The organism is Archangium gephyra (assembly GCF_042230915.1).
GTDB classification, from domain to species: domain Bacteria; phylum Myxococcota; class Myxococcia; order Myxococcales; family Myxococcaceae; genus Archangium; species Archangium gephyra_B.
On the sequence record NZ_CP102578.1, the window covers coordinates 10,424,401 to 10,439,074 of the forward strand.

The following is a 14,674-nucleotide window of genomic DNA, read 5'->3' on the forward strand; positions in this document are numbered from 1 at the left end:
CGCCATGACTCCGCCCGTTCCCCTGCTCGCCTCCATCTACGGCCTGTACCTGCTCGCGGTCATCACGCCCGGGCCGAACACGTTCATCGTCACGCGCCTGGCGCTGTCCGCCACGCGCCGGCACGCGGCCTGGGCCATCCTGGGGATCGCCCTGGGGAACGCGGCCTGGCTCTGCCTCATCCTGGGCGGCGTCGCCGTGCTCCTGCAGCAACTGCCGGGAGGGATGCGCACCGTGCGCTACCTGGGCGGGCTGTACCTGATCTACCTGGGCGTGAAGGGGCTGCGCTCCGCGCGTCCGGCCCCGGCCGAGGCTTCCGGGACTGCTCCCTCGGTGGCTCCGGAGAGGGCGCTCGTGGAGCGGGCCCTGGTGGGGGAAGAGGACCGGCCGTTCCGCAGCGGGCTGTTCTCCAGCCTGTCCAATCCGAACACGCTGCCGTTCTACCTGAGCATCCTCGCCCCCACGGTGGTGCCGGGCATCCCCCTCTGGGTGCGCGTGGCGGCGGCCGCGGGCATCGTGACGCTCGCCATGGCCTGGTACGGAACGCTGGCGTGGGGCCTGTCCACCGGGCACGTCCGGCGGGCGTACACCCGGCGGGAGCCGCTCATCCGCCGGGTGCTCGCGCTGGTGCTGGTGACCTACGGGCTCCGGCTGCTGGTGTCGAGATAGGCCATCCGAACCAGGTTCTTTCAGGGGTGCTCTTGCAGCAACGTGGAGGGCACCTTCTGGCCGCGCGGCGTGCCGACTGGTCCGACAGTAGGACCAGTTGCTCCCGAGCGCGGCCGGAACCTCCTCCCTGACAGGACTGACTTCAACTGGCTCAGGCCCCCGAGCGCCGCGTGACGTAGAAATCCGCCAGCAGCGCCGCCAGCAGCACCAGCAGGGGCCAACGCGCCCGTCCGGGAGCGGCGCCTCCCCCGTCGTCCTGCCCCGCGTCTTGCGCGGGCCTGTCGCCCTCACCGCGCCCGCGCAGGTCCGACTCCCGCGCATCCAGCGGCAGCACCTCCACCGCGTCCACCGGCTCGCCGTCCCGCTCCAGCGTGTAGCGTCCAGGCACCGCGGGAGGCGGCAGGCTCAGGGCTCCCGCGCCGAAGAGGGGCCGCGTTCCCTCCGGGCCCTCCAGCGTGTAGCGCGCACCCGGGCGCGTCACCACCGCCAGGGTCTCGCCGAGCGAGAGCTGCCGCCGGGGGAAGCCCTCCTGCGAGCGCCGCACCTCGCGCAGCAGGTTGCCCAGCAGCACCGGCCACGCGGGCGTGCGCTGCACGTTGGAGCGCGAGAGGTCCACGTTGAAGTGCACCTGTCCCTCCGCCTCGGACAGCAGCACCACCGTCCCCGCCGTCATCAGGGCCCGGCCTGGAGGCGCCTCGGCACCTGCCGCCCAGCGCACGCCGCCCAGCTGCACGTCATCCAGCAGTGGGTGGCCCTTCTCCGCGAAGAAGGGGCCCACGAAGGTGCGCACGGCACCGCCCGCGCCCACCGTCACCCGCGCGTCCGAGCCCCGGGGGCCCACCACGAGCGCCCCCTCTCCGGGCCCCTGATCCACGCCGGGCGACACCGCGAGGAAGCGCTCCAGTGCCGAGCGCGCCTGTGCATCCAAGCCCTCGGCCAGCGCCACGCGCACCCGCCGCTCCGGGGCCGGGGGGAGGCGGGTCTCGCCGTCCTCGGGCAGCGCATCCGGAGGCAGGGACACCTCCACGTCTCCCGCGTTCTCGAAGGTGAAGCGCAGCGTGGCCGCGCCCTCCTCGGGCAGCCGCACCCGCTCGCGCCGCTCGGTGCCCTCCTTCGCGCCCGGGCCGGGCCGCGCCACCGCGCGCACCTCCGTCTCCTCGGGCCCCGTGCCGAAGCGTGCCACCCGCACCGTCACCGTGGCCGTGGCGTCCTCGTCCCGGCGCCACGCGGACACCAGCGCCACGTTGTCCCGGGGCGCGCCCAGCGCCGTCCACCGCACCGCCGCGGGCACGGCCAGGCCTTCCGCGGGCGGCGCATCGGTGAAGAAGTGCACGTGCCGGCCGGGGCCCGCCAGCTCCTGGGCCCACAGCAGCGTTTGCGCCACCTCGTGGTCCGCGCCCAGGGCCCGGAAGGACTCCAGCGCGGCCAGCGCCCGCGAGGGCTCCGCCTCCGGCCCCGCCAACACGCGCGGCACCGTGCCACTGGCCAGCACCGTCACGCTCGTGGCCTTCTCCTCCTCCACGCGCCGGGCCGCCTCCGCGCGCACCTTCTCCAGCACGGGGCGTCCGTCCGCGCCGCGCGCCGACAGCGAGAGGCTCCCGTCCACCACCAGCACCACGTGCCGCGTCCGGGCGTCCTCGCCCAGGCGCACGTCCGCGAGGAAGAGGGCCGCGGCCACCACCGCCAGCGCCTCCAGCAGCAGCGAGGCCTCGCGGGTGAAGCGCTCGAAGCGCGGGCCGGCCTCGGCGCGGGGGCGCGGCGTGCGCCAGAGGAAGAGCGCGCTCACCACCATCGGCTTCTGCTTGCGCCGCAGGAAGTACGCCGCCACCAGCGGTACGAGCGCGCCCAGCGCCAGCAGTCCCCAGGGAAAGCCGAAGCTCATGCCACCCCCGCCGGGACGGGGACGATGATTCGCCCCCACTTCCTTGTTGTCTCGCGCATGCAGGCGTCCTCCCGGCGAGTATACGGAGGATTGCCTCTCCGTTGCCGGGGGGCCCTCTGGAGGAGCAAGGGTTGTGCGGTGCGCTTGACGGAGGGCATGCGCTCATCACTCCCGCGGCCCGTCAGCAGAAGGCTGCCGGTAGCGCAGAGCCTGTGCGGCCTCGGCGAAGGCCGCGGCCAACGTCGGGTCCTCGGGGCGGTGCGCTTCAATGAGTGACGCATCCTCGGGCAGGCCCACGCAGTCGAGCAGGTTGACGGCCCGCATGGCACAGGAGAGGGACTTCGCCGCCACCAGCCCGCGTGCCACCTCGCGCAGCGTTGCTCGGAACTCCCGAGACAGTGAAGTCAGGACCGGCTTCTCGTTGAGCAGCAGCAGGATGAACAGCCGCTCACAGTAGTACGCTTCCGCACCGTCCTCGCTCGCGGCCGGGCCGAGCAATGCCTTGGCCGTGGAGAGAAAAGCAGGGAGGGTGGGCTTCCAGGCCTCCGGTACTTCCTCCTCGAGCACCGTGACGACCCCCCTCTTCAGCTCCACGGGCACGGATGCGTCGCGGACCCAGGCGTCCAGCTCCTCCGGAGATTTCTCCAGCAGGAGGAGCAGACCCTGCAAGGACAGGGGGGCCGGTAAGGGGTGCTGCTCCAGACTCTTGCGGACGACAGGGACGAGACTCGGGTGGCGTTTGCGCCAGAGGGCATGCACCACCGTGGTGATGTCGCTGGGAGCCGCCCCGCGGGTGACCAAGCGTTGGAGCCTCCGCACCAACGTGGCCCGGGTGTCTGCTTCTTGGAGACGTCCCAGCGCCTGGGTGATGACTTCCACGACGGAGTCCCCGTCGTATCCGCCGCGAGCCTCTTCAACGGCGATCTGCTGCTCAAGGCACCTGGCGCTGGCAGCTCCGCCCAACTCACCCAGGCCGAAGGCCGCTGCCTGGCGCACCAGGGCATCCCTGTCCTCCAGCATGGCTTCCAGGAGCGTACGGGCCTTGCGCGGACCGGGTTGCGCCACCAGGGCGCGGGCCCGCTCCTGCTCGCCGTACTCGAGAGCCTTGACCAGCTCGCTCTGCCATTGTTCCACGTCCAGCTTGTGCGGCATGGCGCCTCCCGGTCTTTCAGCCTACGGAACGCTCACGCCCGCCGGGACGAATCGTTTCACCAATGTGCCATCAAGGAGGTACAGCTCGTGGATGGCCCTTGGATCCGCTCGAATCATGGAGTCGAAGGCCTCCAGCTCGCGCTGCATGTCCTTGGGTGAGGAGACGTAGTTGATATTGTGTCGCACGCCATCTGGCCTGATCGAGGAGGCATCCGGCTTACGAAAGCGGATGCCCTTCGCGGGATTGCGCTCGACAACCCGGTTGCCCCCGGCGTCCCGCTGAGCCTTGTTCTTCCGCAAGTCGGCATGCCCCGCCGCCTCCCGGGCGGCCAGGTCATCCTCGATGGTCTCGTTGTGAGGAGGATTCTTGCGGGTATGCGGAGGGCCATAGCGGGTGGAGAGTTTCGGGGCGCCGCCGCCCGAGGCATTGGAAGCACACCAGGCCAGGGCGGAGCATGCGGCGCTACCAACAGCCACGCCGGAGACGAGGACGGAGCCGTCCGCCACCACCTGCAAGCGGGTAACGGACTGCGCGAGGACAGCTCCATCCTCCGTCAGGACGGGCAGCAGCCGCCAGATGCCCCCCTCGGGCACCGAGGGGATGAACCTGGCAATGCCCAGGGTGGCCACCGTCACCAGCACTCGCAGGTAGGTGCCACTCATGGCGTAGGCGAAACGCCGGGAGGCAGCCTCCAACTCCTGGGGCGTGGTGGAAGCTTCTGCCTCCTGGTGCAGGCGGAGGCAGGCCAGGGCGAGCTGCCCCAATTCCAACACGCCCGACACCAGGGCAAGGCGAAGGGTGAGCGCCGCCGCGAAAGCCTTGGTGAAAATCGGCTCGGGCGCCAGCCAGGCAGAGAAGTACACGATGACGGAAAGACAGACACTGAGGACAAAGGCCCGGGAGGTGAACAGCTCGATGGCGGCCTGTCGGATGCCCTCGTGCATATAGAGAGGGGCGAGTTGAAGGGCGAGGAAGAAGCGGCTGGTGGCCAGGGACTCAGGCAGGGACAACAGCGGCGGGCCGAAGCGGGAGATGAATTCGTCGCGCAGACGTGACTCCCAGGGCTCCGCGGAGCCCTTGCCGGAGCTGTCCGCCGCCGGAACCTCCAGCAGGTGCAGCCGGACTCGAGGCGGCTGCGAGAGTGAGGCGAAGGCGGCCCGGAAGGGGCGAGTCTCCTCCAGGGTGAGGACGTCAAGGGCGGAGTTGGAGGGCGGAGAAGGGAGCAGGAAGCGCAGGCGGCCATCGGCCCGCGCCTGGGAGCGATCGGCGATGGTGGTGGGCTCGTCCACTTCCGGGGTCCGCGCCTGTGGCGGGGCACTGGACGCCTGGGGGAGTGCGCTCGTGGAGCCGCCGGAGGACCGAGGGAAATGGCCGGGAACTGGCTGGGAGCGGCGTGCGCCTCCCTGCGGCGTATACCCCCGCGAGGTGGCGCACCCGGCGGACAACAGCAGGAGACTCAAGGACAGAGCCAGATGCGGCGGCGGGGGGGTGCGCCTCATGGCAGCGAAGCCTGCCGTGCGCCAGAGGAACAGGGCGCTCACCACCAGCGGCACCAGGGCGCCCAGGGCCAGCAGTCCCCAGGGAAAGCCGAAGCTCATGCCACCCCCGCCGGGAGGAAGAGGGGCCGCAGGGCTCCGGCCACCAGCGCGCGCAGGGCCTGCGGTGCGGGGGCCACCATGTGCACCGCCCGGACCCTCGCCGCCGCGGCCCCGAGGGCCTTCTGGTGCTCGGTGAAGCGCCGGGTGTAGGCGGCCAGCACGTCCTCGGTGAGGAGCTCCTCCAGCGCCGCGCCGCTCTCCGCGTCCACCAGCCGCGCGCCCTCGCCGCCCGTGGGCTCGAGGTCCTCCGCGTCCAGCACCTGCACCAGGAAGAGGGCCGCGGCCCCCTGCGCCAGCCGCGACACGAGGGCCGGCAGCGGGGCCTCGAAGAGGAAGTCGCTCACCACCACGCGCAGGCCGCACGGGCGCAACGGCGGCAGGCGTCCGAGGGCGGCGTGCAAGTCATCCTTCGCATCGAAGGTGGCGGAGCGCAGGGCGGAGCGGCACACCTGGCCCTGCACACGCTCCGGGCGAGCGCCACCCACCAGCAGCGTGGGGCTGAGTCCCTGGTAGGCGCCCACCTCGGTGGCCAGCAGCGCCAGCTCGCGCGCGCACCCGGCCTTGCGCGGCGACAGCGCCATGCTGCGCGAGCCGTCCAGCAGCACCTCCAGGCGCGGGGAGACCTCGTCCTGGCGCACGCGCAGAATCAGCTCGCCGGTGCGCGCCACCGCGTTCCAGTCCATCTGCCGCAGGTCGTCTCCCGGCTGGTAGGCGCGGAAGTCGTGCAGCTCCAGCGAGGCGCCGGCCGAGGACGCGCGCACCTCGCCGGTCCGGCCCCGGTGGGGTGTCCGGGGCAGCGCCAGGGCGAGGCCCGGAGCCAACCGGGCCACCTCCGCCTCGTCGAAGTCCAGGCCGGTGCTCATGAGGCGTGGGCCCGGCGCTCGCGCTCCACGAGGGCCCGGTCCGCGGCGAAGGCGGCGAGCGCGGCCACCAACCACACGCTGGCGAGCAACCCCAGGTTCATCTTCGGCTCGTTGAGCGAGTAGTCGTAGTCGTTGAAGTTGGCCAGCCCCATGAAGGGGTTGAGCAGGTTGAAGAGCGGGTCATCCGCGCGCTGGTCGAAGAGGACGGCCAGCAGCGGCAGCAGCGCTCCGGCCAGGCCCGCCAGCGCGAAGAAGAGGACGCGCACCACGGCCGGGGAGGCGAGCCGGTCCGAGCGCGGCAGGCGCCCCACCAGCAGCGGCAGCGACAGGAAGAGGATGGCGTACGCCGGCGCGGCGAGCACCGAGAGCAGATGCTGCTCGGTGAAGCCGCCAGCGCTCCCGGACAGGCCGAGCAGCCCGCAGCACAGCGCCGTCCAGCCGAGCACCAGCAGCACGACGAGCCGGAAGCCCCGCACCGCTCCCGGGCGAAGGAGGGACCAGGGCCGGGTGCCGGCGCGCAAGGCGCGGGCCTGGCCATCCACGTCCGTGGCCACGAAGATGCCGGTGAGGGCCAGGTGCAGGCAGCCCGTGATGCTCGCCGCCTCGGCGGCCCCCGAGCCCGGGGTGTCCATCAACCACAGTCCTGTCAGCAGCACCGCGGAGAGCAGCAACTGCAGGGTGAGCGCCAGGCGCGGGCCGTGGGTGTAGTTCTCCGTGACCAGCGACAGGCGCGCGGCGGCCGTCTCGAAGAGCAGCCACCCGTAGGAGAACATCACGCAGAGGAAGGCGCCGGTGAAGATGAAGAAGCCATCCTCGCGCGCGGCGGAGCGGTAGCCCTGATCGCTCAGGAACCAGGCGGCGATCAGGCTGTACATCAGCGACAGGCCGAGCGTGCCCAGCAGCACGAGGTTCACCATGGCCCGGCCGATGCGCCCATCGGCGAGCGTGGCCGCGCACACCGCCACCACGGTGAGGAAGACGAGCCAGCTGGCGCCCAGAACGAGCACCAGGAGGATGGTCGGCAGGTCGATGCCGTTGAGGTAGTAGCTGAAGAGGAGGAAGGGCCCCACGGCGGAGGCGTACAGGCCCGCCTGCACCAGGAAGGAGCTCACCTTGCCGCGCAGAATCCGCCGGGGCCCCAGGCCGGTGAGGATGAGCAGCACCCACGTCTCGTCCTCACGCTCGCGCGCCAGCGAGCGGTAGGCGCTGTAGGGGATGATGAAGAAGTGCACCATCGCCAGGCAGACGTAGAAGGAGAAGAAGAAGCTCTGCCCATGGGTGCTGAGTCCGTCGTCCCGCGTGGTGGCGTAGGCCACCAGGGAGAGGATGAAGCAGGAGAGCAGCATCAGCCCGAAGCACACCCAGAAGAGGCGCGAGCGGAGGCCCTGGCGCACCTCCTTCACCACCAGCGGGTTGAGCCTGTCGCCCAGCCGCGCCAGCACGCCGGGCCGGGCCTCCTCGCGCGGGGCGCTGCCCGCGGTGTCCGTGGCGAGCGCGCTCATGCCACCCTCCCCTTCGTCACGTGCATGAACGCATCCTCCAGGTTGCGCTCGCGGTGGCTGAAGGCGCACACGGGCACGCCCGCCCCCACCAGCGCCGCCAGCACCCGCGCCGCCGACTCGTCCACCCAGTTTCCGGCCGTCGCGCCGCCCTCGTTCTCCAGCCGCACCCGCAGCGTCTCGCCCTCGCGCACCACCTGCTTCACCCTCGGCTGCTCCAGCAGCAGCCGCTCGGCGCGCGCCCACACCGCCTCGCCCTCCTCGCCCGGGAAGAGCCGCACCATCAGCTCCGCCACCGCCGTCCCCGTGGCCTGCGCGAGGATGTCCGCCACCTTGCCCGTGGCCAGCAGCCGGCCCTGCTCGATGATGGCGCAGGTGTCACAGATTTCGGCCAGCTCGGTGAGGATGTGGCTGGAGATGAGCACCGCCTTGCCCTGGTCCGCGAGCGCGCGCAGCAGCTCGCGCAATTCAATCCGGGCGCGCGGATCCAACCCGTCCGCCGGCTCGTCGAGGATGAGCAGCTTCGGGTCGTGCAGCAGCGTGCGCCCGAGCGCCACGCGCTGCTTCATGCCCTTGGAGAGCGCGCTGGTGAGCTTGTCCTGGAGGGGCATCAGCCCGGTGAACTCCATCACCGAGTGCACGCGCTTCGTCCGGTCCCGGCCCTGGAGGCCGTAGGCGCGGGCGAAGAAGTCGAGGAACTCGAGCACGGTGACGTCGTCATAGGTGCCGTAGCGGTCCGGCATGTAGCCGATGAGCGGCCGCACCTTGTCCGGGGTGTCCACCAGCGAGTGCCCGTCCAGCGTCACCTGGCCCGCGTTGGGCGTGTCCAGGGTGGCGAGAATGCGCATGGTGGTGCTCTTGCCCGCACCGTTGGGCCCGATGAAGCCCAGGATGGTGCCCGCCTCCAGCTCGAAGGAGACATCATCCACCGCGCGCAGGGCCCCGTAGTCGCGCCGCAGCCCCTTCACCTCCAGCAGGCTCATGGTCCGTCCACCCTTCCGTGCACGAAGTGCAGGCCCTCGTGCAGCTCCACCGGGAGCGCCGCCGTGGGCGTCAGTCCCGGTCCCTCCAGTTTCGCGGCGAACCCGCCCTCCGGCAGGGGCGCGTCCAGCGTGTCCCAGGGCACGCGCGAGAAGCGGCGCTTCACGGGCTCCGGGAAGGCCACCAGCCCGGTGAAGGACACCTTGACGTCGGAAGCGGGCGCCAGCGTGGCCTCGCCCTCGGCGCCGTCGGCGAGCTCCGGCAACTGCCACAGCTGGCCGCCCAGCCGCACGTACCCCTCCGCCAGCGGTGCGCCGAGCGCGTTCTGCACGCGCAGCCCCTGGCCCTCGCGGCGCACGGTGAGCCGGGCCCGCGAGGGCTGCACGGCCAGCTCGCCCCACTCCCGGTAGGAGCGCGAGCGCAGGAAGCCGCCCGTCACCACCATGCCATTCGTCCAGTCCGCCTCCGTGGCCTGGTCCTCCCAGCTCAGGTCCGGCCCGAGGAGCGCGGCCAACGCCGGGATGCGCAGGCCCTCGGGCTCCAGGTTGGCGTAGTAGCCGGCGAGGCCCACCGTCAGCGCCCGGTCCCGGTCCCGGTCCAGCCAGGTGAGGCTGTAGCGGGAGGCATGGACGGAGAAGCCCTCCACCAGCACGGACCAGGCGACGATGGCCAGGCACGTGACGAGCGCCACCGAGGGCACGGCGATGAGCAGCGCCACGGGCCCCTTGCGCCGGGCGAGCGCGAGGCCCCCGGGCCCCACCGCCAGCACGAAGAGGGTGATGAGGAGCAGGAAGCGGCCCACCGGCGCCTGGACTCCGGGCAGCAGCGGCACCTCGCCGTCGTTCAGCCTCTGGCCGCCGCCCCGCTGCCAGCTCGGCGCGGGCCCCGCGGGAGCGACGACGCCCACGTGTCCCACGGAGGGCTCCTCCATGAGACTCACGTCGGTGAGCAGCCCGGCGCCGCACTCCTCCGCCTTCCCGCACACCCGCACCCGGCCGAAGCCGTAGGGCAGCACGCCCGTGGGCGTAGTGGTGAGCAGCGGCAGGCGGCCCGCCACGTCGCGCGGCGGGCGCAGGAGGATGAGATAGCCCCCGGTGGAGGCGTAGGCCTCGAGCGCGCTCCAGGCATCCGCCGGCAGCGCGGTGACGTCTCCGGCCACCACCACCAGGGGGTAGCCCACGTAGAGGGCGAGCTCGCGCGGTGCGTCCTGCGGCGTGACGAAGCGGACCGACAGCTTCGGCCTTTTCTTCACGCGGGGCAGCTTCGTGCCCGACTCGAAGGCCTGCTCGGAGCCCAGCACGAGCACCGGCTGGCCCTCCGGCTCCACCGAGTAGAAGTTGAAGTTGCGGAAGGAGGCCCCCGGGCTTCGCACGCGCACCAGGCCTCCCTGCGAGGTGGTGGGCACGGGCAGCCAGGCGGAGAGCCGCTGGCGGGGGCCCACCTCCACCTGCCGCGTGGCCACCTGGCTGCGGCCCACCCGCTGGGACTCGACGCTGAGGCTCACCGCGCGAGGGGTGGAGCCCGGGTTGTAGAGCGTCACCTCCAGCGGGAGGTAGCCACGCATGGGGCGCAGCACGCTGTTGACCACCGTGGCCTGCAGGTCCCCCTCGGACACGTTCACCGCCTGGCCCGGCACCTCCTGGTAGCCGGGGACCCAGCTCTTGTCCTCCTCCTCCTCCTCGGCGGCGGTCTCCTCGGCGGCGGTCTCCTCGTCCACCACGGCCGGCTCCGGCTCGGGCGCGGCCAGCGCGGGGCTCGCGCACAGCAGCAGGGCGAGCAGCGCGGCGGGCAGACGCTCACGCACGGGGCACCTCGGGGACGGCCTGGAGCAGGGCGCGCACCACGTCCAGGGCGCTCACCTTCTCCAGCGAGGCCTCGTAGGCGAGCACCAGCCGGTGGTTGAGGACGGCGGGAGCGGCGGCCACCACCTCGTCGAAGCCCACGTTGGGCTTGCCCCGCATCAACGCGAGCGCCCGTCCGGACGAGGCCAGCGCCAGCGCCGCGCGAGGGCTGGCCCCATAGCGCACGAAGCGGCGCACAGGCTCCGGCGCGCCCGGGCCGCGCGGGTCGCTCGCCTCCACCAGCCGGCCGATGAAGTCCGCCACCGGCACGGGCAGGTGCACCCGGTCCACCGCGGCGAAGAGGGAGGCGAGGCCCTCGGCATCCGTCACCGAGGGCAGCACGGGCGGGGTGCCGCGCACGCGCGTGGTGAGCAGCGTGGTGAGCGTCTTGGCGCCCACGGGCGGCACCTGGACGCGGAAGAGGAAGCGGTCCAGCTGCGCCTCGGGCAGCGGGTAGGTGCCCTCCAGCTCGATGGGGTTCTGCGTGGCGAGCACGAAGAAAGGGTCGGGCAGCGGGCGCGTCTGACCGAGCACCGTCACACTGCGCTCCTGCATGGCCTCCAGCAGCGCGGACTGCGTCTTGGGGCTGGAGCGGTTGATCTCGTCCGCGAGCACCACGTTGGCGAAGAGGGGCCCCTCGCGGAAGGTGAAGTCGCGGCGGGCCTCGCCCTCGAGGACGTAGGTGCCGGTGATGTCGCCGGGCAGCAGGTCCGGGGTGAACTGGATGCGGCGGAAGGGCAGCCCGAGCAGCCGCGCGAGCGCCTTGCACAGCTCCGTCTTGCCCAGGCCCGGCAGGCCCTCCAGCAGCACGTGGCCGCGCGCGAGCACCGCCGCCGCCACCTGCTCCACCACCTGCGTCTGGTCGAGCAGCACCTGGTTCAGCCCCTTCTGGAGCTGCGCCACCCTCTCCACCGCGCCCTGCACCTCGGCGGGGCTCAACAGTTCCGACACGGCCGACTCCTCTCCTAGGGTTCCCCCCCGAAATACCGCTTCACCAGCTCCCGGTTGCGGGGCAGCAGCGGCCCCGCCGAATGTCCCGCCTCCGCGTCGCCCTGGGCGCCCGTCCCCTGCCCGCCGCCGCCCCCGCCGCCCTCGCGCCGCTGCGGCTCCGCGGAGCGCAGGCCCCACAGCCCCTGCGCCTCGCCGCCCTGCCCCTGGGGCAGTGGCTTGAAGGAGAGCCGCTCGGGGTCCATCTCCGCCTTCTCACCGAAGACGAGCGGCTGGCTCTCCCCACCCCGCCCCGCCTCGCCCTTGCCCGGCCGCGTCTGGCGGCTCGCATGGCCGCCCTGGCGTCCCTGCCCCTCGCCTTCTCCTTCGCCTTCGCCGGGCCGCGAGCCGTTGCGCCCGGTGCCCTGGCCGAAGCGCTGCTCCAGCTCGCGCTGGCGGCGCTCGAGCGTCTCGCGCAGGCTGGCCACCTCGTCACGCGAGCGCGCGCCCCCGCCGGAGCCTCCTTGCTTCGCCTGTCCCTGGCCGGTGCCGCCATCCCCCGCGCCCGGGGCGCCCCCGCTGTTGCCGGAGGGCGTGTTCCCCTTCTCCTGGCCCTCGTTCTCCTGGCCCTGCTGGGGTTGCGCGCCGTTGTCGGAGCCCAGGGCCATCAACGCGTTCTCGAGGGCCTCGCGCTCGCGGGTGGCGGCCTCGGCTCCGGAGGCGGCATCCAGCGACTCCTCCAAATCCCTGGCGGCCTCGGACGCGGCGGCCAGCTCGGCGGCGGCCTTCGCGGCGCGGGCCTCGAGCGACTTCTCCAGGCTGTCGGCGGCCTCCCAGTCGGCGGAGTCGAAGCGGCCCTCGGCCACCTCCTCGGACAGGCGGCGCAGCTCCTCCTCCAAGGGCGTGCCCAGCGGCTCCTCGCGGGCGAGCGCCTCGGCCTTGGCCTGCACGGCGGCCACCTTCGCCGCGGCGGCCGCGTTGGCGGGGCGCACCTGGCGGGCGGGCAGCGGCAGGAGGAAGCCCACCCCGAGGAAGGCGAGCGCCGCGAGCAACGCCCCGGCCGGGCGCTTCCAGGCCACCGGGGGCAGCGTCACCGCGCGGGCGTACTGGTTGGCGGACAGCTCCCACTCGCCCACGGGGCGCTCCAGCCGGGTGAGCAGCAGCCCGCCCGCGCCCGCCGAGCGGTCCGCCAGCACCGCCGCGTGCGTCAGGGACACGCTCCGGGCGCGGGCGCGCACGGCCCACCACGCGCCCGCGGCGAGCAGCGGCAGCGGAAGCACCCAGGCGGCGGCGTCCCGCAACAACAGCCGGGCCAGCACACAGCCGGTGGCGGCGGCCCACACGGGAGCCACACCGGCCTCGGCCCAGATGACGGCATTGAGGCGCCGCCGCACGCGCCGGACGGGAGCGAGGACGAGGGCCTGCAGGCGGCGTTCATCGCTGGCGGGCATGAGGGCTCCGAGTCTCGGACACTCGGAGGCCCTTCCACAAGCCACCTACTCCAGCGAGAAGGCGTAGAACTTGTCGTTGGGCGTCCCCATGCCGAAGCGCCCGTAGCCCGAGCCCCAGTAGACGGAGCCCTCCACCACGGCGGCGCCGGCGTTGACGGAGCCTCCGGCGGTGAAGTCCCAGAGGAACTCGCCCGTGCGCGCGTCCATGGCGTACATGTGGCCCTGGGGATCCAACGAGCCCGCGTAGACGACGCCATTGGCCACCGTCACGGGCCCCATGGGCATGGAGTGCTGGGGGTCGGCCTTCTGCCAGACAATCTCCCCGGTGGCCGCGTCGAGCGCGCTCCACGAGCCCCAGGTGATGCTCTCTCCCGAGACGAGGGTGTGGGGCTTCTGGTTCCAGTTGACGTTGCCCACGTAGATGCGCTCGCCGTCGGTGGCCGAGCCCCACATGATGCCGCCCGAGGAGCCGCCCGGGCCCACCAGCTTGTTCCAGACGACGGCGCCGGTGTCCGGATCCAACGCCCAGAAGATGCCGCTCTTCTGCCCGGCGCCGATCAGCTCGCGCTTGCCGCCCGGGGTGTTGGCGGTGAAGAGCATGACGCCCTGGCCGAAGTCATAGTCGGGGCCCACGGGCGAGGGGCACCAGGGCTGGGGGTTCAGCGAGCAGGCGAAGTTCCACGCGTCGAAGCCCTGCAGCCGCCGTCCCCATTTGACGGCGCCCGTCTCCAGGTCGAGAGACACGAACGCGTCGATGAAGTCATCGGGCGCCAGGCAGCTCTCGGCGGCCTCGGGGGGCGAGGACTCGATGCAGTCCTCCACCGCGTCGGGGACCTCGTAGTTGTTGCCGGTGGTGACGTAGAGGCTGTTGCGCTTCGTGTCCACCACCAGGGTGTTGCTCCACACGGCGCCACCGCTATAGCCCTCGGGCACCATGTACGCCTGCCACCGCCGCTCGCCGGTCGCGAGGTCCACGGCCACCACGCTGCCGCGGAAGGAGCAGCACACGTAGGAAGGGTCGGCGGTGAAGGCCTCCTCCATCGAGGAGACGCCCACGTAGGCGCGCCCGCCGTGGACGATGGGCGACTGGGTGATGATGGCCGCCGGGTGCGGATCCACCTGCGTCTTCCACCGCAGGTTGCCGCTGTGCTTGTCGAGGGCGAGGAGGTAGCCGCCCTGCTGCGTGCCGAGGATGAGCGTGTCCCCCACCACCGCTGGCGTCACACGCGAGATGGAGTCCGGCACGCCCGTGTACTCGGAGAGGGCGTGGGACCAGAGGACGCGTCCCGTCCGCGCCTCCAGCTTCCACAGCTGGCCGCCCCAGTCGGGGAAGTAGACGGCCCCGGACTCCACCGCCGGCGTGGCCGAGACGGCACCCGCCGCCGTGAAGACCCACCGGGGCTTCAGGCCCGGCACGTTCTGCCGGCTCAGCAGGTGCTCCGCCTCCTGATGGCGCGTGTTGGACAGGTTCAACCCCGCCAGCGTCCACTCCGCCTGTTTCGGGCCCGGCTCGCACGCCAGCACCGCGGCGAGACCCAGCACCCACGACATCCCCCCTCGAAAAGCGCGTCCCTGCATGGTTCCTCTCTGGGCGGATGATTCCGCCTGAAGCGGAACGCAATGTGACCGGGAGCCAGGGGGATTGCAACTGAGTGTCAGGACGTCGCGTGCGCGCCGTCTCTCTTCCCAGAGCGGTTCGAGGGACACCTCGGGCGCTCGCCTGAGGCCCGTTCCGCCCGGGGCGGCGGCGGTCTGCAAAACCGTTGTTGCCGGGTTCGACTCCCGGACGGGCCTCCACCTTTCGCCCTCACC

Annotated in this window: 11 protein-coding genes and 1 tRNA gene; 2 read left to right on the plus strand and 10 right to left on the minus strand. The window is 72.4% G+C overall.

Annotation, left to right across the window (positions count from 1 at the left end):
* Positions 1 to 4 precede the first annotated feature (4 nt).
* Positions 5 to 667, plus strand: coding sequence for a LysE family translocator (locus tag NR798_RS40960; RefSeq protein ID WP_375768023.1), 663 nt, complete (start codon positions 5 to 7; stop codon positions 665 to 667).
* 151 nt (positions 668 to 818) lie between these two features.
* Here NR798_RS40960 and NR798_RS40965 read toward each other — a convergent pair whose 3' ends face one another.
* The 10 genes from NR798_RS40965 to NR798_RS41010 form a co-directional block, all read right to left on the minus strand.
* Positions 819 to 2,549, minus strand: coding sequence for a BatA domain-containing protein (locus NR798_RS40965; RefSeq protein WP_375768024.1), 1,731 nt, complete (start codon positions 2,547 to 2,549; stop codon positions 819 to 821).
* A gap of 165 nt (positions 2,550 to 2,714) precedes the next feature.
* Positions 2,715 to 3,701 carry a hypothetical protein gene (locus NR798_RS40970; RefSeq protein WP_375768025.1) on the minus strand — a complete coding sequence of 329 codons (987 nt, stop codon included), beginning with the start codon at positions 3,699 to 3,701 and terminating at the stop codon, positions 2,715 to 2,717.
* Positions 3,702 to 3,722: 21 nt separating this feature from the next.
* On the minus strand, positions 3,723 to 4,991 hold the full coding sequence (locus tag NR798_RS40975; protein ID WP_375773937.1) for a hypothetical protein: 1,269 nt from the start codon (positions 4,989 to 4,991) through the stop codon (positions 3,723 to 3,725).
* Between the two features lie 305 nt (positions 4,992 to 5,296).
* Positions 5,297 to 6,163, minus strand: coding sequence for a DUF58 domain-containing protein (locus NR798_RS40980; protein ID WP_375768026.1), 867 nt, complete (start codon positions 6,161 to 6,163; stop codon positions 5,297 to 5,299).
* On the minus strand, positions 6,160 to 7,665 hold the full coding sequence (locus tag NR798_RS40985) for an ABC transporter permease (RefSeq protein WP_375768027.1): 1,506 nt from the start codon (positions 7,663 to 7,665) through the stop codon (positions 6,160 to 6,162). Before NR798_RS40985 ends, NR798_RS40980 begins: the two co-directional genes overlap by 4 nt.
* Positions 7,662 to 8,645, minus strand: coding sequence for an ATP-binding cassette domain-containing protein (locus NR798_RS40990; RefSeq protein ID WP_375768028.1), 984 nt, complete (start codon positions 8,643 to 8,645; stop codon positions 7,662 to 7,664). The genes NR798_RS40985 and NR798_RS40990 overlap by 4 nt, the downstream gene beginning before the upstream one ends.
* Positions 8,642 to 10,447 (minus strand): hypothetical protein, encoded by a 1,806-nt coding sequence (locus tag NR798_RS40995; RefSeq protein ID WP_375768029.1) that lies wholly within the window; start codon positions 10,445 to 10,447, stop codon positions 8,642 to 8,644. The genes NR798_RS40990 and NR798_RS40995 overlap by 4 nt, the downstream gene beginning before the upstream one ends.
* The gene (locus tag NR798_RS41000; protein ID WP_375768030.1) at positions 10,440 to 11,435 is read right to left on the minus strand and encodes an AAA family ATPase; all 996 of its coding nucleotides are present in this window, start codon (positions 11,433 to 11,435) and stop codon (positions 10,440 to 10,442) included. The genes NR798_RS40995 and NR798_RS41000 overlap by 8 nt, the downstream gene beginning before the upstream one ends.
* A gap of 14 nt (positions 11,436 to 11,449) precedes the next feature.
* On the minus strand, positions 11,450 to 12,862 hold the full coding sequence (locus NR798_RS41005; RefSeq protein ID WP_375768031.1) for a hypothetical protein: 1,413 nt from the start codon (positions 12,860 to 12,862) through the stop codon (positions 11,450 to 11,452).
* 45 nt (positions 12,863 to 12,907) lie between these two features.
* Complete coding sequence (locus NR798_RS41010) at positions 12,908 to 14,413, minus strand: PQQ-binding-like beta-propeller repeat protein (RefSeq protein WP_375768032.1); 1,506 nt, start codon at positions 14,411 to 14,413, stop codon at positions 12,908 to 12,910.
* A gap of 173 nt (positions 14,414 to 14,586) precedes the next feature.
* On the opposite strand from NR798_RS41010, the gene NR798_RS41015 reads away from it, so the two are divergent.
* Positions 14,587 to 14,659: transfer RNA gene (locus NR798_RS41015), tRNA-Cys, on the plus strand.
* The last annotated feature ends 15 nt before the right edge of the window (positions 14,660 to 14,674 follow it).

Coding starts and splice junctions, on each gene's coding strand:
- NR798_RS40960 (WP_375768023.1), top strand. CDS start 5: ATGACTCCGCCCGTTCCCCTGCTCGCCTCCATCTACGGCCTGTACCTG.
- NR798_RS40965 (WP_375768024.1), bottom strand. CDS start 2,549: ATGAGCTTCGGCTTTCCCTGGGGACTGCTGGCGCTGGGCGCGCTCGTA.
- NR798_RS40970 (WP_375768025.1), bottom strand. CDS start 3,701: ATGCCGCACAAGCTGGACGTGGAACAATGGCAGAGCGAGCTGGTCAAG.
- NR798_RS40980 (WP_375768026.1), bottom strand. CDS start 6,163: ATGAGCACCGGCCTGGACTTCGACGAGGCGGAGGTGGCCCGGTTGGCT.
- NR798_RS40985 (WP_375768027.1), bottom strand. CDS start 7,665: ATGAGCGCGCTCGCCACGGACACCGCGGGCAGCGCCCCGCGCGAGGAG.
- NR798_RS40990 (WP_375768028.1), bottom strand. CDS start 8,645: ATGAGCCTGCTGGAGGTGAAGGGGCTGCGGCGCGACTACGGGGCCCTG.
- NR798_RS41005 (WP_375768031.1), bottom strand. CDS start 12,862: ATGCCCGCCAGCGATGAACGCCGCCTGCAGGCCCTCGTCCTCGCTCCC.
- NR798_RS41010 (WP_375768032.1), bottom strand. CDS start 14,413: ATGTCGTGGGTGCTGGGTCTCGCCGCGGTGCTGGCGTGCGAGCCGGGC.